Here is a 21,062-nt window from a genome sequence, read left to right on the forward strand (position 1 = left end):
TTCACATATAAAGTGATTGAAGTTTCTAGAACAAGTTAACGACTGAATTTTAACATTTTTACTTTAATATGCAAAGAAATATTTTATAAATTATTCATTAATCTATGAATTAAATCAAAATTTATTTTACATAACCAACATTGTACCAAGCAGAATTGCCTTTTGAAGGTCTTAAAGAATAACCAGTTAACTTTTTATTTACAGCTGAAATATTATAAGAATTATTAGTTGGAATTACATAGGCTTGGTCAAACATGTATTTTTGCCATTCATGGAATTTCTCCACCCGATATTTGTGGTCAAAGGCCTTTTGCGAATCAATCTCTTTCAATAATTTCGTATTTTCAGGAGTCACAAATCTTTCATTATTAAATGCTGCTCCTTCATCATAAAGTACCGCAGGAGATGGTTCACTTGATAATGACCACCCGGCCATAAACATATCAACTGAAGGATCATCATGTTGAATTTTATCAAAGAATGAATTTGCTTCAGCCAAACGTCCACCTACTAGCCCAACATTTAAGCCAATTTTATGCCATTGTTGAATGTAATTTAAAATAATCGGTTCTCTTGAAGAATCACCTTGAGCTGCTAATAATTTGATTTTTAATGGCTTACCATTTGGCTGTACACGCCACTTACCTTTTTTCTTATAACCAGCCTTATCTAAAATCTGATTGGCTTTCTTTAAATCATATGAAAAGCCTTTAACATCTTTATTAAAGTAATCACCAAATTGAGCTGGAATTAAAGTTGGTACTTGGAAAGTCAAGCCACTTGTGTATCGTTTGTTGACTGCTTCAATATTCATAGCATAACCAATTGCTTGACGCAATGCCTTATTGTTCATTTTACTCTTAGGATTCATAACATTTTTACTGGTTTTAGCATCCCATTTACCAACTTTAAATCCTAAATAACTATAACTTAATGGCACCTTAGCAATAAAAGTTACATCTTTAGTATCTTTAACTTGCTTCCACTGTGTATTTATTACTTCTGCTATATCAAATTTATGACTCTTAATTGCTTGAGAAGTAGAATTGGTTGAAACTACTTGAGAAACAATTTTATCTAATTTGGGTTTGCCACGCCAATAATATTTATTTGGTACCCAAGTTACTGATTGACCACGCACAATTTTTTGAACTTGATATGGTCCAAAAAAGAGAGGATCTTTTCTAACTTTATCTGAAGATTCTAAATTTTTAAAAGGTACATCTTTTAAATAGTGATATGGTTCTGCGCATTCCCAAAAATAACCATTTCCACTATTATACATACCAGGCTTTAATTCAGTATAATGGATTACTACCTTAAGACCATTTTCACCATCTGGCATTTCAATACCTGAAATTGACTTTGCCTTGCCTTCGTGATATTCTTTCATGCCCTTAATAAATTCAAATTGACTGGTATATCTTTGCGATTTAGTAGCTTTATTACCCATAATTTCATAAGGATATTCAACGTCTTTAGCAATAACTTGCTTGCCATCTGACCATTTAACCCCCTTTTTAATGGTAATCGAAACTGTCTTATTTTTCTTATCAATTTTTAGTGAGGCAGGTCCCTTGTTAGTAATTTGGTAATTGTCATCGGTATCAAATAGTGACTCATTACCTGGCTCCATAACTTTAGCATCTATGGCAGTTATATATAATTCATTTGAAAAAATCCCTGTAAATGGTGAATCTGTTTCAATAGCATATTTCACAACTCCACCTTGTTTTGCTTCTTTTTCAGGCATTTCCTGCGGAAACTTGCTTGCTGTCTTAGCATCATTAGTGTCAGCATTATTACTATTTTTACCACAAGCCACTAAAGTTAGTGCTGCAGCACTTACAACCCCAATTGAACTAAATAATTTCGATTTTTTCATAAATAAACTCCTTAAAAACAAAGTAAATTTCAATTACAAATTAATAAAGAACAAGTTAATAAAGAGATTTTAACATTTATATTTTTAAAATCAAGATATTTGTTACTAAATAATTAATAAAAACAGCGCATTAATTTATTAATCTAATTAAACCATAATTTTTTGCAAATAAAAAAGCTCGGTTTTAAACTGAGCTTTTTCACATATTTTTATTTACTAAAGCCAACTTTGCCCCATAATTGGTGCCCATTTGAATTATCGACTGGCTTAGTTGAATAACCTGTCAATTTTTGATTAACAGCTGTTAGTATGTATGAATTATCCATTGGAACTACGTAAGCCTGATTATTCATATAATCTTGCCATTCATGAATTTTTTGAACACGATATTCATGATTAAATGACTTTTCAGAATCAATTTGGTTTAGTAGTTTATTGTTTTCTGAAGTAACAAATCGCGTATAATTCATTGGCGAAGATTCACCGTATAAGGAGGCAGGTGATGGTTCACTTGCTAAACTCCAGCCGGCTATAAAAACATCTACTTCTGGATCATCATTTTGAATTTTATCAGAAAATGAATTAAATTCAGTTAGTCTGCCACTCACTAATTTGACATTTAAGCCAATCTTTTGCCACTGTTGGAGATAGTTTTGGATTGTTGGTTCTTGAACAGAACTTCCTGTCTTTGCTAAAAGATGAATTGTTAATGGTTTACCATTAGGCTGAACTCGCCATTTACCCTTCTTTTTATAACCAGCTTTATCTAATAGAGTATTTGCCTTTTTAAGATTATAATCATATTTTTGAGAATTTTTATTGAAATAATCACCAAATTGTTGCGGAATAAGAGTAGGAATAGGAAAACTTAATCCCGAGGTATATTGTTGATCAACAGAACCAATGTTCATAGCAAAAGCCATTGCTTGACGTAAAGACTTATTATTCATTTTTGCCTGTGCATTCATGACATTTTTGCCCTGCTTATTATCCCACTTACCAACTTTAAAACCCAAATAATTATATGAAAGTGGAATTTGCGCTACAAAGTTAACTCCCTTTGTATCCTTTACTTGATTCCATTGTGAATTAATTACTTGTGCTACATCAAACTTTTGATTTTTAATTGCTTCTGAAGTTGAGTTAGGTGAAATTACTTGAGTGGTAATTTTATCTAGCTTTGGTTTACCGCGCCAGTAATATTTATTAGGCACCCAAGTTACTGCTTCCCCCCTAACAATTTTTTGAACTTGAAATGGACCAAAAAATAATGGTTTTTTTCTAATTTCATCAGCCGATTGTAATTTATCAAATGCAATATTTTTTAAATAGTGATAAGGGGCAGCACTTTCCCAAAAATATCCATTTCCGCTATATAACATTCCTGGCTTCAACGCTTTAAAGTGAATTATCACTGTACGTCCATTATCACCATCAGGCATTTCAATTCCTGAAATTGTATTAGCCTTGCCTTCATGATATTCCTTCATACCAATGATTTCTTCAAATTGACTACTATATCTTTGTGACTTAGTTTTTTTATTGGCTAAAATCTCGTAAGGGTATTCTATATCTTTGGCATTAACCTGCTTACCATCTGACCATTTAACCCCTTCTTTGACCGTAATCGTTATTGTTTTAGCCGTGCGATTAATTTTTAGAATTGCTGGGCCTTTATCAGTAATTTTAAAATTGTTATCTGTATCAAATAGTGCTTCTTCACCTGGTGCTGCTACAGCACCATCAATTGAAGTTGTAGAAAGCTCATCAGAAAAAATTCCTGTAAATGGTGTATCAGTTTCTACTGCATATTTTACCGTACCGCCTTGCCTGGTTTTTTTAACTGGAACAGCTTGCGGAAATTTACTTACTAGCTTTGCATTTTCATTATTGATAGAATTACTATCACTTTTGCCACACGCAGCTAAGGTTAAGGCAACAGTTGCGATGAGACCTGTAAAGCTAATAATTCTTGTTTTGTACATATTATAGAACTCCTATCTAGTCTGGCTAATTATAATTTTTTATATTTGTTATAATAAGACATTGTTTATATTCTAACACAGCGCCCAATAACTGACTAATCACAGGTTTCACTATAAAAAGCAATATAAAAAAGCCTTGCCAAAGCAAAGCTTTTTTATAGTTTATTTAATTTTCTCTTTGTCTTGCGTCACCTGCACGTTGGAGTGCTCGACCTACATAGTTAATGCTTAATGATATTGCTAATAACATAACAGTAGCTGGTAACCACAACCAAGGACGGTTAACGACATTAACCGGATCGTTGGCAAAACCAATTAAAGTTCCTAGAGAAGGCGTTGTTGGTGGTAAACCATAACCAATAAATGACAAAGTAGTTTCAATACCGATATTACCAGCAATTGTTAACACAACATCAATAATTAACATTGACGTAATATTCGGTAATACTTCACGAAACATAATTTTTAGATCTGATGAACCAGAAGTCTTAGATGCAAGAACATAGTCGCGATCGCGTTGTGATAAAACGAAGGCCCTAAAATATCTTGCAGTATTGGTCCATCCAAATACCGAAATAATCCAAACCAAACTCCACGCACTGTAATGCGGAATAACTGTAACTAAAACAATTTCAATTGGCATTCTCGGTAAAACTTGCACAAAGTCAACAATTCTCATAATAATGGCATCAATGTAACCACCATAATAGCCAGATACTAATCCAACCACTAACCCCACTAGTTCACAGACAGCAGTAACACCGAGTCCAATTAAAATTGAATTGCGGCCACCCATAATTAAGAGATTAACAATGTCACGGCCACCATCATCTGTACCAAATAAGTGACCATTAACTCCCCACCCGTTGTAGGCATCGATAATGTTAATCTCAGTAACTTTACTAGAATCTAAGAATAAAGATCCACCAAAAGTAAACAACAAAATTAAAACAATAATAATAAATGCAGTTAAAGCAACTTTGTCTTTAACAATTTCCCGCACAACCACTTTAAAACTTGAGGCAGGAGAAGAAATTTTTGCTTTTTTTACTTCTGTTTTTGAAGCATTCTTTTTCTTGTCAGACATTCCTCTTCCTCCTTACTTAATTCTTATTCTTGGATCAACAATACTCATAATGATATCGGACAATAAATTACCAAGTAAAGTTAAAGTACCAAAAATTAAAATTAATGCCGTTAAAGTAGTATAATCACGCTGACCAATCGAATCTAGGAATAATTTTCCCATTCCTGGGTAACTGAAAACCATTTCAACCACCATTGAGCCACTCAATAACCCAGTAATTACTGTACCGAATGAAGATGCAATTGGTAGTAATGAGTTACGCAAAATATGTTTATTAAAAACAACATTATCCGGAACACCTTTACTGTGTGCTGTACGAACATAATCTTCAACTTTATTGTCAACAATACCAGTTCTAAGGTATTGCACAATCGAGGTTGTAGTAATTAATGCTGATAAAATTGCTGGTAAGAGGATATGATACAGTTGACTACCCAAAGTGCCCCAAAATCCTGAAGCATTTGGTGAGACTGAACCTGAAATAGGGAACCAACCCAAAGTAAAACCAAACAACCAAATTCCTAAAATGAAAAATACAAACGCTGGCACAGCAAAAGTTATATAGTTAAAAATTTGAACTGTTTGATCTTGCCACTCATCTTGATGACGACCTGCAGTCACACCTAAAGGAATAGATATTGCATAACAAATAATTGTCGTTAATAGTGATAGCCAAAATGTATTTACAGCTCGATCAGCAATTAGTGAAGTTACAGGAACATGCTGGATATAACTGGTACCCATATCACCCTTGAACAAATTACCCACCCAACGAGCATATTGTACTGGAGCTGGATCATTCAAACCTGCTGCTTGCTTTAAAGCGGCAAGTTGCTTGGGATCCGTATTAGGATTTATTTGTCCACTAAACGGGTCACCGGGCATCATTTTAGCCAAGAAGAAGACTAAAATACTCAAAATGATCAATTGTGGGATCATGATTAATATACGTCTTAAGACTGTTTTCCACATGATTAGTCTCTCCCCTTTTCATTTAATTCTTCTTGTATTACTTCATCCTTAGGCAAGGCTACCCAGTGATTACCAGAAACTTGTTGTAAAGGATAGACACAACCATTTTTGTCATACCACTTACTTTGATCGTTTTGAAATTCCAATTCAACTTCTTGCCGATGCTTTTTATGTTCTGTTCTATTTTCAACATCAACCACTGGAATCGCCGATAATAGTCGCTTGGTATAAATGTGCATTGGATGATTATAAATATCTGCTCTACTGCCAATCTCTACCAAACGTCCACGGTGCATAATTGCTAAGTTTTCAGACATATGCTTAACAACACCCAGGTCGTGTGAAATAAACAAATAAGCAATGTTATATTGTTGTTGAATATGCTTCATAAAATTCAATACTTGAGCTTGAACCGATAAGTCTAAGGCACTAGTTGGTTCATCCGCAACAATTAATCTTGGATTAGTTGCAACTGCGCGCGCAACACCAATTCTTTGTCTTTGACCGCCCGAAAATTCATGTGGAAACTTATAAATTGCGTCACTAGGCATCCCAACAATATCTAATAACTCTTGTACTCGAGTACGTTCTTGATCAGTAGTCAGATTTTCAAAATTGCGAATTGGCTCGGCAATAATATCTTCAATTCTTTTTCGTGGATTCAAACTTGACATTGAATCTTGAAAGATCATTTGAACGTCTTTATTGTAGTTAAGTTTACGCCGATTACTTGGCTTTGTCACATCAACATCTTTATAAATAATTTGTCCACTAGTAACTGGTTCAACGCCAACAATTGCTTTACCAGTCGTTGATTTACCTGAACCGGATTCACCAATTAAACCGTATGTTTCACCTTCGTTAATTGTAAGACTCACATCATCAACAGCACGAACATAATCTGTTATACGATTCCAAAAACCTGATCTAATCGGATAATGAACCTTTAAATTCTTAACTTGAATAATTTCTTTAGCCATAAAACTACTCCCCACCTACTTCATCTTGAAAGTGGAACGTTTTCCAGCAAGTACATCTTACCCAGTGATTAGGTTCAACTTCATGCATTATTGGCTCTTGTTCATGAGCACTTGCAGGAATCCAAGGAATTCTTGCGGCAAAGCGGTCACCTTCATGAGGCATATTTTGTAATGATGGAACTGTTCCTTGAATAACATGTAAATCTTCATCTTCATCTTCAGATTGCGGCATTGAATTCAAAAGAGAACGAGTATAAGGATGCAAAGGATTTTCAAAAATAGTTTTTACATCTGCTTTTTCGACTACCTGTCCAGCATACATGACAGCAACTTGGTCAGCTGTTTCGGCAACAACGCCTAAGTCATGTGTAATTAGGATAATACCAGAATGAGATTGACGCTGAATATCTTCTAGTAAATCTAAAATTTGGGCTTGGATAGTAACATCTAAAGCAGTTGTTGGCTCATCAGCAATAATTACTTCTGGTTTGCAGGCAATTGCCATTGCAATAACAATTCGCTGACGCAAACCACCTGAAAGCTCAAAGGGATACATGGCATAAGTTGACTCGGGTTTTGGCATCCCTACTTGATTGAACAACTCAATTACACGATTGTGCCGCTCTTGTTCATTCATATCAGTATGATAATAGAGTGTTTCAGCTACTTGGTCTCCAACTCTCATTAACGGATTAAGACTTGCAAGCGGATCTTGAAAAATCATTCCAATTTTATTTCCTCGAATCTTATCAAATAAGGATTCGTTCAAACCTACAAGATTTAATTCATTGTACATAATATCGCCAGTTACTTTTGTATTTTTATGGTCATATAAACCAATAATACTTGCAGCAATTGTACTCTTACCACAACCAGATTCACCTACAACTGATAAAATCTCATCACGCTTCAATGTTATATTAATATCATCAGCAGCATCATAAAATTTTCCTTGTAAACGGTAAGCAGTATGCAAATGCTGGATGTCTAGCAAGAGATCACTTTGTTTTTCCAAAGGTCATTTCCCCTCTCAAATTTTCAAAGAATTTATTAAAGATATTTAATAAATTTATTTAATTTCTAATTATATACATTAAATCGACTACATGCAAATTACAAGACGACTTTTTTAAAATTATTTTTGATGAGAAGTAATGTAATTGACTGCATCACCAACAGTTTTGATTTTTTCTGCATCCTCATCAGAAATTTCTGAGCCAAACTCATCTTCTAATTGCAAAATAAACTCAACTAAGTCTATAGAATCAGCATCAAGATCATTAGTAAAATCAGTATTTAAGGTGATCTTATCTTTATCAACCTCTAAGTTATCAGCTAAAATATCACGAATTTTGATAAAAATTTCTTCTTCAGTCATCATTTTCTCCTTTTTACCCTAACTTTAAATTATTTTTTATGATCAAATTCCTGTCTAAATTGATCAATTATTTTTTCACTTAAAATTTTATCTATTTGCTTAATCGTATAATAAACTGCACGCTTATCAGAACGACCATGCGTTTTAACTACTGGCGCATCTGTTCCCAGTAAAACTGCCCCACCATATTTATCAACATCGAATTTTGATATAAGTCCTTTTAAAGCACTTTTAATCATTAATGCACCTATTTTGGTGATTGGTCCATTGTTTAGCAGACTATCCTTTAACAAATGAATTAAAACGCTTGAAGTTCCTTCAATGTTTTTAAGAACTGCATTCCCAGTAAAGCCATCAGTTGCAACAACATCTGCTTTACCGTCCAGCAACTCGTTGCCTTCAATATTACCAATAAAGTTAAGATTACTTTTACGTAATAACTCGTATGCCTGCTGATGCAGGTCATCGCCTTTATCACTTTCAGCCCCATTATTCAGCAGAGCAACTTTAGGATTTTTAATTCCTCTGATTTTTTCAGCATAATATGCAGCCATTTTTGCCCAATCAAGGAGATACTCCGGGCGGCTCTTAGCATTCGCTCCTACATCAATCATATTGAATCCATCATCAGAATTTTTAACCGGTAATGTTGGCATAAATCCAGGGCGCGCTACTCCCTTAATTCGTCCAATAATAAAAATCCCACAGGCTAAGATTGAGCCTGTATTTCCTAAGGAAAGAAGTGCATCTGCTTTTTTTTGTTTAACATACTGTGCAGCGACCACTAGGGAAGAATCTTTCATAGTACGAATTGCTTTAACCGGCTCATCTTCATCCTTAATCACCTGAGTGGTTGCCACAATTGCTATTCTTTCTTTATCCTGGCCAATTAAATTAGTTATTTTTTCTTCGTCACCAAAAAGAATAAACCTTGTATTCTTTAGTTCAGCTTTTGCCTGTAAAACAGCTTGGACGATTGCCTCTGGGGCATTTTCTCCGCCCATTGCATCAATTGCAATTGTTTTCATTTTTACCAATCTTTTCTAAGTTCTTTCTTGCTGTAATTGTTTATATTCTAGTACCTGCTTAAGGTTTTTATGTATTGACTGTTGTAAATCTGGATCCTGTGTTATGACATCTCTAGCTACTTGTTGTGCCACTACTAGTGTCTCATAGTTATTAACGACATTGCCAACTTGAAACTCGGGTAAACCTGACTGTGCTTTACCAAATAAATCACCTGCACCCCGCATTTTCAAATCTGCCTTTGCAAGTTTAAAGCCATCTATTGTTGCTGAGACTGTCTGCATCCTTGTTTTACCAATTTCTGTTTTCGGATCAGCTAAAAAAACACAATAGCTTTGAGTTTTTCCTCTACCAATCCTACCACGTAATTGATGCAACTGGCTCATACCAAAGCGATCAGCATTATAGATTATCATCATATTAGCATTAGCCACATCTACGCCAACTTCAATTACACTAGTTGCTACTAAAATATCAATTTCTCCTGTAGCAAAAGCCATCATAATTTCGTCTTTTTTAGCTCCGGGCATTTGTCCATGTAATAAAACTACCTTTTGTTTAGGAAAATCATGAGATAGTTTCTCAAAAAGTTGTTCAGCAGTTTTTAAATCTAACGATTCAGATTCTGTAATTAATGGTGTCACTGCATAAATTTGGAAACCCTGGTTTAATTGTTTCTGCATCAATTTGTACACATCATTTATTTGACTACTAGTTTTCCAAACAGAAATAATCTGTTTTCGGCCCGCTGGCAGATGTCGTATTTCAGAAATTGCGGTATTCCCGTATATTGTTAAAGCAAGAGTACGCGGGATAGGCGTAGCTGTCATCGTCAATACATCTGGCCGATCACCCTTATTAATTAAGGTTTGCCTTTGACCTACACCAAAGCGATGCTGCTCATCAATAATTACTAAACCTAATTTTTTAAAAATAACTTTAGCTTGAATTATAGCATGGGTACCAACCACAATATTAAGTGTCCCATCAGCCAATTCCTTATATATTTCTCGTCGTTCCAGTGTTTTGGTTGTACCCGTTAAGAGAGCTGTTTTTATCCCAAATGGACTTAGTAATTCATCAATTTTTTTAAAATGTTGCGTAGCCAAAATTTCTGTAGGTACCATTAAAGCCACTTGATAACCAGCTGTAACTGCTGCAAACATTACATAAACAGCAACAATTGTTTTTCCCGATCCAACATCTCCTTGTAATAAACGATTCATTTGTCGATTAGAATGTAAATCAGCAAAAATCTCATTAATCACTTGCTTTTGATCCGCCGAAAGTTCAAATGGCAACATGCTATTTAATTTTGTTACTTCAGTTAAATCATATTTTTTAGCAAATCCAATACTTTTAGCATTAAAGTTATTTAAAAATGCCAGTTCCATTTCAAAAATAAAAAATTCACGAAAAATTGCACTTCTTTTAGCAATCATAGCTTCTTTACCATTTTTAGGATGATGCATCTTTACTATTATCTCTTGTTCATCTAATAGTCGATACTTCTTACGTATAGCAGAGGGTACCACGTCACCTATTTCTGGTAAAAAATCTGCTATAGCCAGGTCAATTAAATCCGTCAATTTTTTCTGTCTAAGATGCCGATTAACTGAATAAATTGGTGCCATACCGCTATCATTTGCTTTTGCTGCTACAAATTTAAAAGCTGACAAACTTTGCTTGGCCAAATTATATTTACCATATATTGCTACTTCTTGACCAATTACAATTTTTTCTTTAAGCCAAGGTTGATTAAAAAAATTGACCATGACAACATCATGGTCAATCATTAATTTGAAACTCAAACGGCTTTTTTTATAGCCAAATCTACTTACAAAAGCTTCCGTAGCAACGATTCCCTTTAGCATTACTTTTTGACCATCCATGATCTGATCAAGAGGAATTGTTTGTAATTCATCATAGCGAAAAGGAAAATAAAAAAGTAAATCGTAAATACTATAAATTCCAAGGCTTCCAAGTATTGCAGCAGTTTTTGTCCCTACTCCTTTTAAATCAGTTACGGGAGCAAATACCTTACTTGCATCCATTTTTATTCCACAGAAATTAAGAAATTATACACTGGTTGACCACCATCATGAACTTCAAATTCCAAGTCATCATGCTTTGCTTCAAGAGCGGCTATAATTTGATCTGCTTGCTCTTTATTGGAATCACGGCCATACACTACCGTAATAATTTCTGAATCTTCATCTAACATCTTCTCAATCATATTTACAGTTGAGTTAATTAAATCAACTGTTGCCACTTGAATGTCACCATCAATAATACCAAGATAGTCATCTTTATGGATATCAATCCCATTAATGTTAGTATCCCGGTTAGCCTGAGTAACTTCGCCAGAAACAACTGTTTCAAGTGCCATTGTCATGCTTTCAATATTGTCTTCAAGACTAGCATCTTGATCAAACGATAACATTGCTGTTAATCCTTGAGAAATCGTCTTAGTTGGAACAATTCCAACTGGAATATCACTAACTTCTGCTGCCTGCTTAGCTGCCATCACAATGTTGCCATTATTTGGCAATACAATCGCTTGCTTAGCACCAGATTTTTTAATTGCATCAATAATATCCTGAGTTGAAGGATTCATTGTTTGTCCACCAGAAATAATTCGGTTGACTCCTTCACTTTCAAACAGCTTTCTAATCCCATTTCCAGACGCAACTGCAATCACAGCAAAATCAACACTTTCCTGATTTTCTTCATTACTGTTGACAATTGTTTCATGTTGTATCCGCATGTTATCAATTTTTATTTTGCCTAATTGACCAAATTGACTACCATAAGTAAAGATTTCACCCGGATGCTCTGTATGAATATGTACTTTAGCAACTTCATCGTCTGAAACGGCTAGTAATGAATCACCTAATTTTGAAAGATAACTTCTAAACTCTTCCAGATTAAAGGCTTTTTTATTAGGAATATCGGCAGTTAAATCAACCATAATTTCCGTACAATAACCATGATCTATATCCTGAGTAGAAAGCTGGGATTGAACTGATTGATGATGCATTGCATTAATCATTTCATCCATTTCACCTTCATCTGGTTGATAGCGATCGGCAAAGCTTTCTCCTAAAAGTCCTTCTAAAAAGCCCTCATAAATAAATAGTAAGCCTTGACCACCAGAATCAACTACACCTACTTGCTTTAATACCGGTAATAAGTCGGGGGTTGTTTTTAATGCTCTTTTTGCACCTTCAACAATGGCCTTCATTACTTCTTCAACATCATCAGTTTCATTAGCTTTATTAACACCATCTTGAGCTGCCACGCGAGCAACCGTTAAAATAGTACCTTCAACTGGTTTCATTACAGCTTTATATGCTGTAGCTACACCATTAGAAAAAGCATTAGCCAATTCTTGTGCATTTAAAGTCTGCATCCCCTGGGTAGCTTTATAAATACCTCTAAATAATTGTGAAGAAATAACACCACTATTTCCCCGTGCCCCCATTAACATACCTTTAGCTAGACTTTCAGTCAAATCACCAACGCTTGAGCTAGTGTTTTCACTAACAGCTTTAGCTCCGCTTTCAATAGTCAAATTCATATTTGTGCCAGTGTCACCATCTGGTACAGGAAAAACATTCAACGAGTTAATAAACTCTGCATTACGACCTAATCTATGGGTTGCAACACGAACCATATCCCTAAATTTTTTACTATCTATTTCCTTTAAAACCAATATCCTAAACCTCCGCTTGAATTATTCGTCAAGCACTTTAACACTTTGAACGATGACATTAACAGCCTTAGTATCAATTCCAAGCTGATTTTTCAAGTTAAATTTTACGCTGTCTTGTACATTACGACTTACTTCTGAAATTTTCAATCCATAACCTACAATAATATAAACATCAACTGTAATCATATTATCTTCTGACTTGACAACTACACCACGTTTATAATTTGCACGGTTAAGAATTCCATCAAATCCATCACGAATTGCATTCTTTGATGCCATTCCAACAACTCCGTAGTTGGATGTAGCTGCGCTACCAACGACAGTTGCAATTACTCCGTTTGAAATATCAATCAAACCATCTTTTGTTTTGATTTTTACAGCCATATTTATCCTCCATATCATTGTTCTCGATATTATGAATCTATTTTATCATAGTAATCAAGTATTAAGGGAAAATCCTATTCATAAAAAATACTTTTTAGAGTTGCAATGATTTTTAAATTATGCTATCTTAATTGAGTATGAAAACACAAATAAAGGAGGTTTAGCAAATGGCAAAAGATTATTTAACTGGTAAAAAGACCACTTTTGGTAATACACGTTCACACGCATTGAATTCGTCACGTCGTACATGGAAGCCAAACCTTCAAAAAGTTCGCATTCTTGTTGATGGTAAACCAAAACGTGTTTGGATTTCAACTAAGACTTTAAAGTCTGGTAAAGTTACTCGCGTATAATAAAAAAGCTGACGACTAATAATTGCCGCCAGTTTTTTTTATTTTAAATTAAAACCATTTTCTGTCTAATTATTATAGAAAATGGTTTTTTAAATTTTCTGAAATCGATTGATATCTTTCGACTGTATCACAGCAACAACGCCTTCATTGAAAGATAAATTGACTAAGTTATGTTGTACAAATTCATTTGAGCTAAAAGATATTGGGTATGAATTAAAGTAACTAGATAAATTATATTTTGCGCCATTAATATTTAAATTTTTTACTTCTGATAGTGTAACTATTCCAAAATATGTATAACCTGGCCGTCTTTTTATTGTATGATTACCAGGATTATAAAATTTAACTAGATTTTGCCGATCAATAATTTCTATTTTTTCAGCCCAAGCATTAAACTCAGGTTTAAGCATCATTAACATGTTCGTCATAAAGTGATCAAGTCGCCCGCCAGTAGCTCCTAAAAGTGTTAAAAAATTTATCTGATAATCTTCAAAAGCATATTTTAACATCAATTCAGTATCAGTTAAATCTTTTTCTGGTACCGAATAGCGCATGTCAGGAATATATTGTTCAATAATATTTAATTCATTTTTTTTAAGCGAATCAAAGTCGCCCACAGCTAAATCTGGTACTAATCCTAATTCCGCTAAAAGTATACTCCCTCGGTCAACACCAATTAGTAAGGAGTCTCTTTTTTTTGCCGCAAAAATTGGTTTTTTCATAAAGGCTGGCCACTGTGATTTAGGACCGCCTAATAATGCAACAGCCTTCATTTTAAGATCCTATCCAATTCGTTAATTTGCGCTACAACACTTTCTTGACAAAATAAATATGACCCCGCAACAAAAATCTCTGCCCCGGCTTCCTGGGCTAATTTTGCAGTTTGCCTATTTATTCCACCATCGACCTCAACTGGAATCTTGCTTGCTAACATAACTTTGGCTTGGCGAATTTTTTCACACGATTCAGCAATAAATTTCTGCCCGCCAAAGCCGGGATAAACTGTCATAATTAATAATTGATCAATTTTTGGTATAAAGGGGGGGAAAACCGTTAAAGGGGTATCAGGATTAAGTACAAGACCGACTCTAACTTGATGTTGCTTTAAGTAGTCAATCCATTTATTCAATTCAGCAGTATCCATTGCTTCATAATGCAACAACATTAAATCAGCCCCCGCTTTAACAAAAGCTGGAACCATTATTTCTGGTTTATTACTCATTAAGTGTACTTCAGCTTCAAGCTTAGGAAAAGTCTTCTTAAAATCACTTACTACTTGTGGTCCAAAAGATAGATTAGGAACAAAATGTCCATCCATAATATCAATATGGAATCTTTTGATTCCTGCTTGAGCTGCTACTTGAATATCATTTTTTAAATCTAGATTATTAATATTTAAAATTGAAGGTGCTATCATCATTTTTTCTTTCTTCTTACTTTAAGTATTCTGGAAGCCGCCCATGTTCAATTTCTGTTCTCATAAGCAAGTAATTATCATAGCGACTTTGCTTTATTTGTTTTTTTTCAATTAAATTTTTAACTTCGCACTTAGGCTCTTTAAGGTGTTGACAACCACGAAATTTACAACTACCACTCACTCGTTTAAATTCGACAAAGTAATTACACAACTCGTTTATTTTAATTGGTGTAAAGTCAATTGCAGAAAAGCCGGGCGTATCAGCTAAATATCCATGACCTATGCGGAAAAGTTGGACCATTCTTGTTGTATGCTTGCCTCGATTTAAACTAGAAGATATGGCCGCCGTTTTTTGCTTTAAGCTCTTTTTAAGATGATTAATTAATGTCGACTTTCCTGCCCCCGATTGCCCAGCCAGGGTCCAAATCTGGTTGGGCTTAATAATAGTAGCCAAATTTTGCGCAAAATCTTCCCAATTATAAATAACTTGATAACCAAGTTGGGTATAATAATTGAGATTTTGCTTAATTTCAGTCAATTGTGGTGCACTAACTAAATCAGTCTTAGAAAGATAAATACTAACTGCAACCTTTTGCCAAGAAAAAAATGTTAAATAGCGATCAAGTAATTGCAAAGAAAATTCGGGTTCCACAGCAGAAATAACCAATAAAACTTGATCAACATTTGCGACTGCAGGTCGTCCGATTAAATTTGTTCGCGCATAAACTTCAACTAAATAATTCATTCCATGTTCATCAAGTTGTATTTTTACTCGATCACCTACGGTCGGCTTTTGTTTATTTTTACGAAAAATTCCGCGCGCTCTTGTACGCTCAATCCCGTTGCTTGTTTGAACATCATAAAATCCTGCAATTGAACTGACAATAATTCCTTCTACCTGCTTATTCATTTATGAACCTTTTCATTTAAAATCGTTTGTCCATCACGAACAACCTTTAATATACCCGAATTATTTTTTAGTACAAAAGGTATTGAAAAATTGACATTTCGTTTAATATACAAATCACGATAAATATTTTTTACGGAGTGACTATCATCACTTATATATATTTGAACATGGTTTTGCTTGCTATCAGTAGCTCCCTCATTGTTTTCATAATTGACAGTGAAAGTCTTGATAACCGTAAAGTCTTGTTCCTTTTTGGGGCCTTCAGAAACACTAACGATAACAGTACTACCACGTTGAACTGCTGTTCCAGCGGAAGGACTCATAGAAATAATCATACCTTTTTTGACCTTATTTGAATAAGTTGGACTAACTTGCAAAATCAAATTATGCCTATGTGCATATATCTGCGCACTCTTCAAAGAATATGTACTTAAATCAGGTAATTTAACCAGATTATGATCAATATGATCATTTCGACCTTTAGAAACACTAAGTGTAATCGTTGTTTGGGCCGGCTTAACCTCTACATCTGCTGCAATACTTTGAGAAATAACATTCTCTGGCGCAATACTATTTGAAAATTGATTTGCTCGTAGAACTTGAAAACCCATGCTTTCAAGTTTATTTACTGCCACTTGATAATTTTCACCTGTTACATCGGGAACACGAATCATTTTTGCACCATCAGAAACATAGAGATTAACATAGCGCCCTTGCTTAATATTTTTTCCAGCAGGTGGTGAGGTTTTAATAATCTTACCTTCTTCAACGCTATTAGAATTTTTATGCTTTATGCTACCTATTTTTAATCCTAAATTCTCCAGACGACTACGTGCCCTACTTTCAGTTAAATTCGTTACATTAGGAACACGAACTTCATTATTGTTCCTACCAAAAAGCACAAAAAACATTAAACCAACTACTGTTATGGCTGCTAATCCAACAAAAATCCACCACCATTTATATTTACGCAAATTCTGAAAAAAAATAGGACTTTTCTTTTGCTTACCTTTAGCTATACTTTTTTTTGCTTGTTCTGTTGTCGCATTCGTTCTATTCGCTTTAAAGTTTGGTAATACAATTGTTTCATCATTATTTAAACCATTACTAGCTGAAAATGGGGGTTCATTTGCCCGCTGTTTTTCTAAACTTGTATCTAAATCAACTTGCATTTCATAAGCTGACGCGTATCTAAGACGTGGATCCTTAGCTGTTGCCCTTAAAACCACATTTTCTAAAGACTGCGGCACTTTTTCATCTTTTTCTTTAATTGAAGGAATCGGCTCTTGAGCATGTTTTAATGCAATAGCAACGGCCGAGTCACCATTAAAGGGCACTGAACCTGTAATTAATTCATAAAGAATTATGCCTAAAGAATAAATATCGGATTGCTTAGTAACTAAGCCACCTCGAGTTTGCTCGGGTGACATATAGTGAACAGAACCAACAGCTGAGTTAGTTTGTGTAACAGAATTTTGATTTAAGGCAACGGCAATGCCAAAATCAGCAATCTTAATATTGCCTCTTTTATCCATTAAAATATTTTGTGGTTTTAAATCACGATGGATCACATTATGTTTATGAGCTAGTGTCATTGCACTTAAAATTTGATCCATTATACGGATCACATCATGTAAATCAAGAGGCGTATTTTTTCTAATATAATCTTTTAAATCTGGTCCATCAACATATTCCATGACCATGTATGGTAAGCCATAGTCCGTGCCTACATCTAAAACCATAACGATATTGGGATGACTAAGTTCACTAGTAGCTAACGCTTCACGCTGAAAACGAGCTAAAATTTGCGGTTCTTTTTGTAAATCCATGCGTAGAATCTTAACAGCAACTTTTCGTTGTAAAATAATATCCTCAGCCAGATATACATTAGACATTCCGCCTTCGCCTAGAGTATCTATAATACGATAACGATCACCTAGCAAATAGCCCCTATTTATCATTATTTTTCACCGCCTTCATCCAAAATTAGGCAAACAGTGATATTATCTCCCCCACCTAAGCGATTTGCTTCATCAATTAATTTTTGACACCGCTCTTTAAGGGACAAGTCTTTAGTTGCTAAAACTTGTTGGATTTGCGGATCACTCAAGGAATTAGTTAAACCGTCGGTACATAATAAAATAAGATCATGCTTTTTTAAATTGATTTGACAAAATTCTGGATCAATTGTGCTAGAAACACCTAATGATTGCGTAATAATATTTTTTTGCGGATGGTTTTTCGCCTGCTGCTTAGTAATTTGTCCCATTTTTACTAACTCATTAACGAGGGAGTGATCTTCTACTAATTGAGTAAATTTACCTTCCGTGTAACCATATGCACGTGAATCACCTAAATGTGCAATTATTGCTTCAGTGTTAAAGACAATTGCTAAAACAATCGTAGTACCCATACCATTAAGATCTGGAAATCGATCTGCAGTATGTAAGATTGTATCATTTTCTACTTTAAGCTGAACATCTAGCCACTTATGGGCACTAGAGCAATCATTAAAGTCAGTCATACTGAAGCTATGCCCTAAATGGCTTACAGCCATTGTTGAAGCAACATCCCCACCTTGATGACCACCCATTCCATCACAAACAATGGCCATTACTGCATTATTCTTATTTTTAAAAACCTGTACAAAATCTTGATTACTTTTTCGTATTTTTCCAATACTCGAAGCAAAAGCTGTTCTTATCAAAACGTTAACCTCGTACTACAAATTTAGAAATGAAAAATCCATCGCTACCATAACTATCTGGCAAAATTTTTAGCATCCCATTAGGTGCTTGCATTTTAGCTGCTTTAAATGGTTTTAATTCAAATTCCGGATGTTTTTTAAGAAAAATTTTTACCACATCTTCATCTTCTTCTTGTGTAATTGTACAAGTAGAATATACTAATTCGCCACCACTTCTTAGCAATGAACACACATGATCCAGTATTTGCAATTGGATTTTTTGCAAGTCAGTTAAATCAGTCAACTTTTTATTATAACGAATTTCCGGCTTGCGGCGAATTAAACCTAATCCTGAACATGGTGCATCAACTAAAACTTTATCAAATTTACCGGCTGCAAAAGCTTGATCAGCATTTCTAGCATCTAGAGCCTTAGTTGCTACTCGCTTACTGACTTTCATCCTTTGACAATTTTGTTCAACTAAATGCAATTTATTTTCATGAATATCTAACGCAATAACATTCCCCTGTGGAATATTTTCTGCTATTTGAACTGTTTTTCCACCAGGAGCACTACAAGCGTCTAATACTTGCTCATTACCAACAAAATCAAAAGCTTGTACTGCTAAACTAGCTGCCTCATCTTGAATAGTTATTTCACCATTTTTAAATAAACTAGTTTTACTAATTCCACCATGACTTACAATTAATTCATTCAAATTTAATATCGATTCTTGTGGATTAAAACCCAATTGATTCATCTCTGAAATCACATTAGCCAAATTAGTAGTTTGCGAAACACGAACTATATTTTTAGCAGGTTCATTAATGCTAGAAAGAATACTCGCTGTACGTTCTGCTCCCCAATGTTTTAACAAATATTCAACTAACCATTCAGGTACGCTCTCTTTTACACTTAAATAAAATGGCAAATTATCTATAGTAGGTAAAATTGGCTGACGACGAATTAAAGCACGCAAAACACCATTAACTATTCTAAAACCGTTAGAATTAACTTTGCCAAATTGCTTAGCTAATTTATTTGCTTCATTTAAAACCGCCCGATTTGGTACCTTATCCATAAAGATAATCTGATAAGCAGACATCAATAATAGCGGTCTTAAATAAATTTCTTTTAACTTAGTTTTTATTAAATCGTGTAATTGATATTCTAAATAAATTTTATATTGAATAGTACCATAAACTATACGCGTAGCAAAATTTGAATCATTCGCAGATAAATGTGCTTTTTGCAACTCATTATTCAAACTAATATTTGAATATGAATCCTTCTCTAAAACACGAATCAATGTATCTAAGGCAACTGCACGGGCACTTCTATTCGTCAATAATCTTTTCTCCCACTTTAAATTTATCACCTTGACCATTTAAAAAGTTCTTGATGGGCATTCTTTTCTTGCCTGCAGGCTGTACCTCTGTCAAATCTAACACACTTCCACTCGCCATAGTAATAGCAAAGCGACCTTTGTTATTAGCTAAACTTCCTGCTGGTAAAACTGATTTTTCTGAGCTAACTCGTGCTTGCCAAACTTTAAAGCGCTTGCCATTTACCTTTAAGTACGCTCCAGGATTGGGATTAAGACCACGAATTAAATTATTTGCTTCTTGTGCAGTCATATTGAGCTTAATTTGCTCTTGTTCCTTACTAATATTAGGTGAAAAAGTAACCCCAGCAGAGTCTTGTGGCGCTTTTATATTCGGATGAGCAATGATTTGAGGTAAAGTTTTAAGTAATAAATCACGCCCAACAATTGCTAATTTATTAAAAACTGTACCCGCAGTATCTGTAGCAGCTATTTTTATTGCTTCTTGCGCATAGATGTCGCCGGCATCCATTTCTTTTACCATTTCCATAATGGTTACACCAGTTTCAGTATCACCATTAATTATTGAATATTGAATTGGTGCTCCTCCGCGATATTTAGGTAAAAGTGAGCCATGAACATTAACAGCTGCTATTTTTACTGAATTTAAAAATTTACTTGGTAAAAATTGACCATAAGCTGCAGTTATAATTAAATCAGCATGTAAATTAATTAAAGCTTCTAATTCTTGTGACTTTGGTAATTTAATTGGTTGAAAAATAGGTAAATTAAGCTCTTCGGCTACTATTTTTACTGGCGTTTTTTTAAGGCTTTGTTTACGACCAACTTTTTTATCAGGTTGAGTTACCACAGCCTTAATTTCATAACCGTTTTCAACCAGGCCTTTCAAAATTGGCACTCCAAAATTAGGCGTACCCATAAAAATTACAGATGTCATTT

Annotated in this window: 19 protein-coding genes; 1 reads left to right on the top strand and 18 read right to left on the bottom strand. The window is 34.3% G+C overall.

What is annotated here, in order from left to right:
• Window positions 1-121 precede the first annotated feature (121 nt).
• The 11 genes from F5ESL0225_RS04945 to F5ESL0225_RS04995 all read right to left on the bottom strand — a co-directional run bounded on the left by F5ESL0225_RS04945 (window position 122) and on the right by F5ESL0225_RS04995 (window position 13,412).
• A complete protein-coding gene (locus tag F5ESL0225_RS04945) occupies window positions 122-1,885 on the bottom strand; it encodes an oligopeptide ABC transporter substrate-binding protein (RefSeq protein ID WP_122047996.1) in 1,764 nt (587 codons plus the stop codon).
• A 209-nt stretch (window positions 1,886-2,094) separates the two neighbouring features.
• Window positions 2,095-3,870 (bottom strand): oligopeptide ABC transporter substrate-binding protein, encoded by a 1,776-nt coding sequence (locus tag F5ESL0225_RS04950; RefSeq protein WP_122024745.1) that lies wholly within the window; start codon window positions 3,868-3,870, stop codon window positions 2,095-2,097.
• Window positions 3,871-4,036: 166 nt separating this feature from the next.
• Window positions 4,037-4,957 (bottom strand): ABC transporter permease, encoded by a 921-nt coding sequence (locus tag F5ESL0225_RS04955; protein WP_090092731.1) that lies wholly within the window; start codon window positions 4,955-4,957, stop codon window positions 4,037-4,039.
• A 12-nt stretch (window positions 4,958-4,969) separates the two neighbouring features.
• Window positions 4,970-5,929 carry an oligopeptide ABC transporter permease gene (opp4B, locus tag F5ESL0225_RS04960; protein WP_090092732.1) on the bottom strand — a complete coding sequence of 320 codons (960 nt, stop codon included), beginning with the start codon at window positions 5,927-5,929 and terminating at the stop codon, window positions 4,970-4,972.
• Window positions 5,930-5,931: 2 nt separating this feature from the next.
• Window positions 5,932-6,909 carry an ATP-binding cassette domain-containing protein gene (locus tag F5ESL0225_RS04965; RefSeq protein WP_122021879.1) on the bottom strand — a complete coding sequence of 326 codons (978 nt, stop codon included), beginning with the start codon at window positions 6,907-6,909 and terminating at the stop codon, window positions 5,932-5,934.
• Window positions 6,910-6,913: 4 nt separating this feature from the next.
• A complete protein-coding gene (locus F5ESL0225_RS04970; protein ID WP_090092736.1) occupies window positions 6,914-7,924 on the bottom strand; it encodes an ABC transporter ATP-binding protein in 1,011 nt (336 codons plus the stop codon).
• Window positions 7,925-8,044: 120 nt separating this feature from the next.
• The gene (acpP, locus tag F5ESL0225_RS04975) at window positions 8,045-8,287 is read right to left on the bottom strand and encodes an acyl carrier protein (RefSeq protein WP_122021881.1); all 243 of its coding nucleotides are present in this window, start codon (window positions 8,285-8,287) and stop codon (window positions 8,045-8,047) included.
• A gap of 29 nt (window positions 8,288-8,316) precedes the next feature.
• On the bottom strand, window positions 8,317-9,315 hold the full coding sequence (gene plsX / locus F5ESL0225_RS04980; RefSeq protein WP_122021882.1) for a phosphate acyltransferase PlsX: 999 nt from the start codon (window positions 9,313-9,315) through the stop codon (window positions 8,317-8,319).
• 15 nt (window positions 9,316-9,330) lie between these two features.
• Entirely contained in the window at window positions 9,331-11,367 is a 2,037-nt protein-coding gene (gene recG, locus F5ESL0225_RS04985) for an ATP-dependent DNA helicase RecG (protein ID WP_122047997.1), read from the bottom strand.
• Between the two features lie 2 nt (window positions 11,368-11,369).
• Window positions 11,370-13,028 carry a DAK2 domain-containing protein gene (locus F5ESL0225_RS04990; RefSeq protein ID WP_122047998.1) on the bottom strand — a complete coding sequence of 553 codons (1,659 nt, stop codon included), beginning with the start codon at window positions 13,026-13,028 and terminating at the stop codon, window positions 11,370-11,372.
• 21 nt (window positions 13,029-13,049) lie between these two features.
• Window positions 13,050-13,412, bottom strand: a complete 363-nt coding sequence (locus F5ESL0225_RS04995) for an Asp23/Gls24 family envelope stress response protein (protein WP_090092743.1) — start codon at window positions 13,410-13,412, stop codon at window positions 13,050-13,052.
• Between the two features lie 167 nt (window positions 13,413-13,579).
• Between F5ESL0225_RS04995 and rpmB the strand changes: the two genes are divergently transcribed.
• Window positions 13,580-13,765 (top strand): 50S ribosomal protein L28, encoded by a 186-nt coding sequence (rpmB, locus tag F5ESL0225_RS05000; protein ID WP_122021885.1) that lies wholly within the window; start codon window positions 13,580-13,582, stop codon window positions 13,763-13,765.
• A gap of 89 nt (window positions 13,766-13,854) precedes the next feature.
• On the opposite strand, the gene F5ESL0225_RS05005 is transcribed toward rpmB, so the two are convergent.
• Genes F5ESL0225_RS05005 through fmt form a run of 7 tightly spaced genes read right to left on the bottom strand, consistent with a single transcriptional unit; the run spans window position 13,855 to window position 21,060 of the window.
• The gene (locus tag F5ESL0225_RS05005; protein ID WP_122021886.1) at window positions 13,855-14,538 is read right to left on the bottom strand and encodes a thiamine diphosphokinase; all 684 of its coding nucleotides are present in this window, start codon (window positions 14,536-14,538) and stop codon (window positions 13,855-13,857) included.
• Complete coding sequence (rpe, locus tag F5ESL0225_RS05010; RefSeq protein WP_122047999.1) at window positions 14,535-15,185, bottom strand: ribulose-phosphate 3-epimerase; 651 nt, start codon at window positions 15,183-15,185, stop codon at window positions 14,535-14,537. The genes F5ESL0225_RS05005 and rpe overlap by 4 nt, the downstream gene beginning before the upstream one ends.
• 13 nt (window positions 15,186-15,198) lie before the next feature.
• Window positions 15,199-16,092 carry a ribosome small subunit-dependent GTPase A gene (gene rsgA, locus F5ESL0225_RS05015; RefSeq protein WP_122021888.1) on the bottom strand — a complete coding sequence of 298 codons (894 nt, stop codon included), beginning with the start codon at window positions 16,090-16,092 and terminating at the stop codon, window positions 15,199-15,201.
• Window positions 16,089-18,053 carry a Stk1 family PASTA domain-containing Ser/Thr kinase gene (pknB, locus tag F5ESL0225_RS05020; RefSeq protein WP_122048000.1) on the bottom strand — a complete coding sequence of 655 codons (1,965 nt, stop codon included), beginning with the start codon at window positions 18,051-18,053 and terminating at the stop codon, window positions 16,089-16,091. The genes rsgA and pknB overlap by 4 nt, the downstream gene beginning before the upstream one ends.
• Window positions 18,053-18,799 (bottom strand): Stp1/IreP family PP2C-type Ser/Thr phosphatase, encoded by a 747-nt coding sequence (locus tag F5ESL0225_RS05025; RefSeq protein ID WP_122021890.1) that lies wholly within the window; start codon window positions 18,797-18,799, stop codon window positions 18,053-18,055. Before F5ESL0225_RS05025 ends, pknB begins: the two co-directional genes overlap by 1 nt.
• 4 nt (window positions 18,800-18,803) lie before the next feature.
• Window positions 18,804-20,165, bottom strand: coding sequence for a 16S rRNA (cytosine(967)-C(5))-methyltransferase RsmB (gene rsmB, locus F5ESL0225_RS05030; RefSeq protein ID WP_122048001.1), 1,362 nt, complete (start codon window positions 20,163-20,165; stop codon window positions 18,804-18,806).
• The gene (fmt, locus tag F5ESL0225_RS05035) at window positions 20,116-21,060 is read right to left on the bottom strand and encodes a methionyl-tRNA formyltransferase (protein ID WP_122021892.1); all 945 of its coding nucleotides are present in this window, start codon (window positions 21,058-21,060) and stop codon (window positions 20,116-20,118) included. The genes rsmB and fmt overlap by 50 nt, the downstream gene beginning before the upstream one ends.
• Window positions 21,061-21,062: the final 2 nt, after the last annotated feature.

Source organism: Lactobacillus sp. ESL0225 (assembly GCF_003692905.1).
GTDB lineage: Bacteria > Bacillota > Bacilli > Lactobacillales > Lactobacillaceae > Lactobacillus > Lactobacillus bombicola.

Bases quoted from the DNA above. Each gene is read 5' to 3' on its own strand.
- rpmB (WP_122021885.1), top strand. From the start codon at position 13,580: ATGGCAAAAGATTATTTAACTGGTAAAAAGACCACTTTTGGTAATACA.
- recG (WP_122047997.1), bottom strand. From the start codon at position 11,367: ATGGATGCAAGTAAGGTATTTGCTCCCGTAACTGATTTAAAAGGAGTA.
- pknB (WP_122048000.1), bottom strand. From the start codon at position 18,053: ATGATAAATAGGGGCTATTTGCTAGGTGATCGTTATCGTATTATAGAT.
- F5ESL0225_RS05005 (WP_122021886.1), bottom strand. From the start codon at position 14,538: ATGAAGGCTGTTGCATTATTAGGCGGTCCTAAATCACAGTGGCCAGCC.
- F5ESL0225_RS04995 (WP_090092743.1), bottom strand. From the start codon at position 13,412: ATGGCTGTAAAAATCAAAACAAAAGATGGTTTGATTGATATTTCAAAC.
- rsmB (WP_122048001.1), bottom strand. From the start codon at position 20,165: ATGGTCAAGGTGATAAATTTAAAGTGGGAGAAAAGATTATTGACGAAT.
- F5ESL0225_RS04965 (WP_122021879.1), bottom strand. From the start codon at position 6,909: ATGGCTAAAGAAATTATTCAAGTTAAGAATTTAAAGGTTCATTATCCG.
- F5ESL0225_RS04955 (WP_090092731.1), bottom strand. From the start codon at position 4,957: ATGTCTGACAAGAAAAAGAATGCTTCAAAAACAGAAGTAAAAAAAGCA.
- F5ESL0225_RS04945 (WP_122047996.1), bottom strand. From the start codon at position 1,885: ATGAAAAAATCGAAATTATTTAGTTCAATTGGGGTTGTAAGTGCTGCA.
- opp4B (WP_090092732.1), bottom strand. From the start codon at position 5,929: ATGTGGAAAACAGTCTTAAGACGTATATTAATCATGATCCCACAATTG.
- fmt (WP_122021892.1), bottom strand. From the start codon at position 21,060: ATGACATCTGTAATTTTTATGGGTACGCCTAATTTTGGAGTGCCAATT.
- plsX (WP_122021882.1), bottom strand. From the start codon at position 9,315: ATGAAAACAATTGCAATTGATGCAATGGGCGGAGAAAATGCCCCAGAG.
- F5ESL0225_RS04950 (WP_122024745.1), bottom strand. From the start codon at position 3,870: ATGTACAAAACAAGAATTATTAGCTTTACAGGTCTCATCGCAACTGTT.
- acpP (WP_122021881.1), bottom strand. From the start codon at position 8,287: ATGACTGAAGAAGAAATTTTTATCAAAATTCGTGATATTTTAGCTGAT.
- rsgA (WP_122021888.1), bottom strand. From the start codon at position 16,092: ATGAATAAGCAGGTAGAAGGAATTATTGTCAGTTCAATTGCAGGATTT.
- rpe (WP_122047999.1), bottom strand. From the start codon at position 15,185: ATGATGATAGCACCTTCAATTTTAAATATTAATAATCTAGATTTAAAA.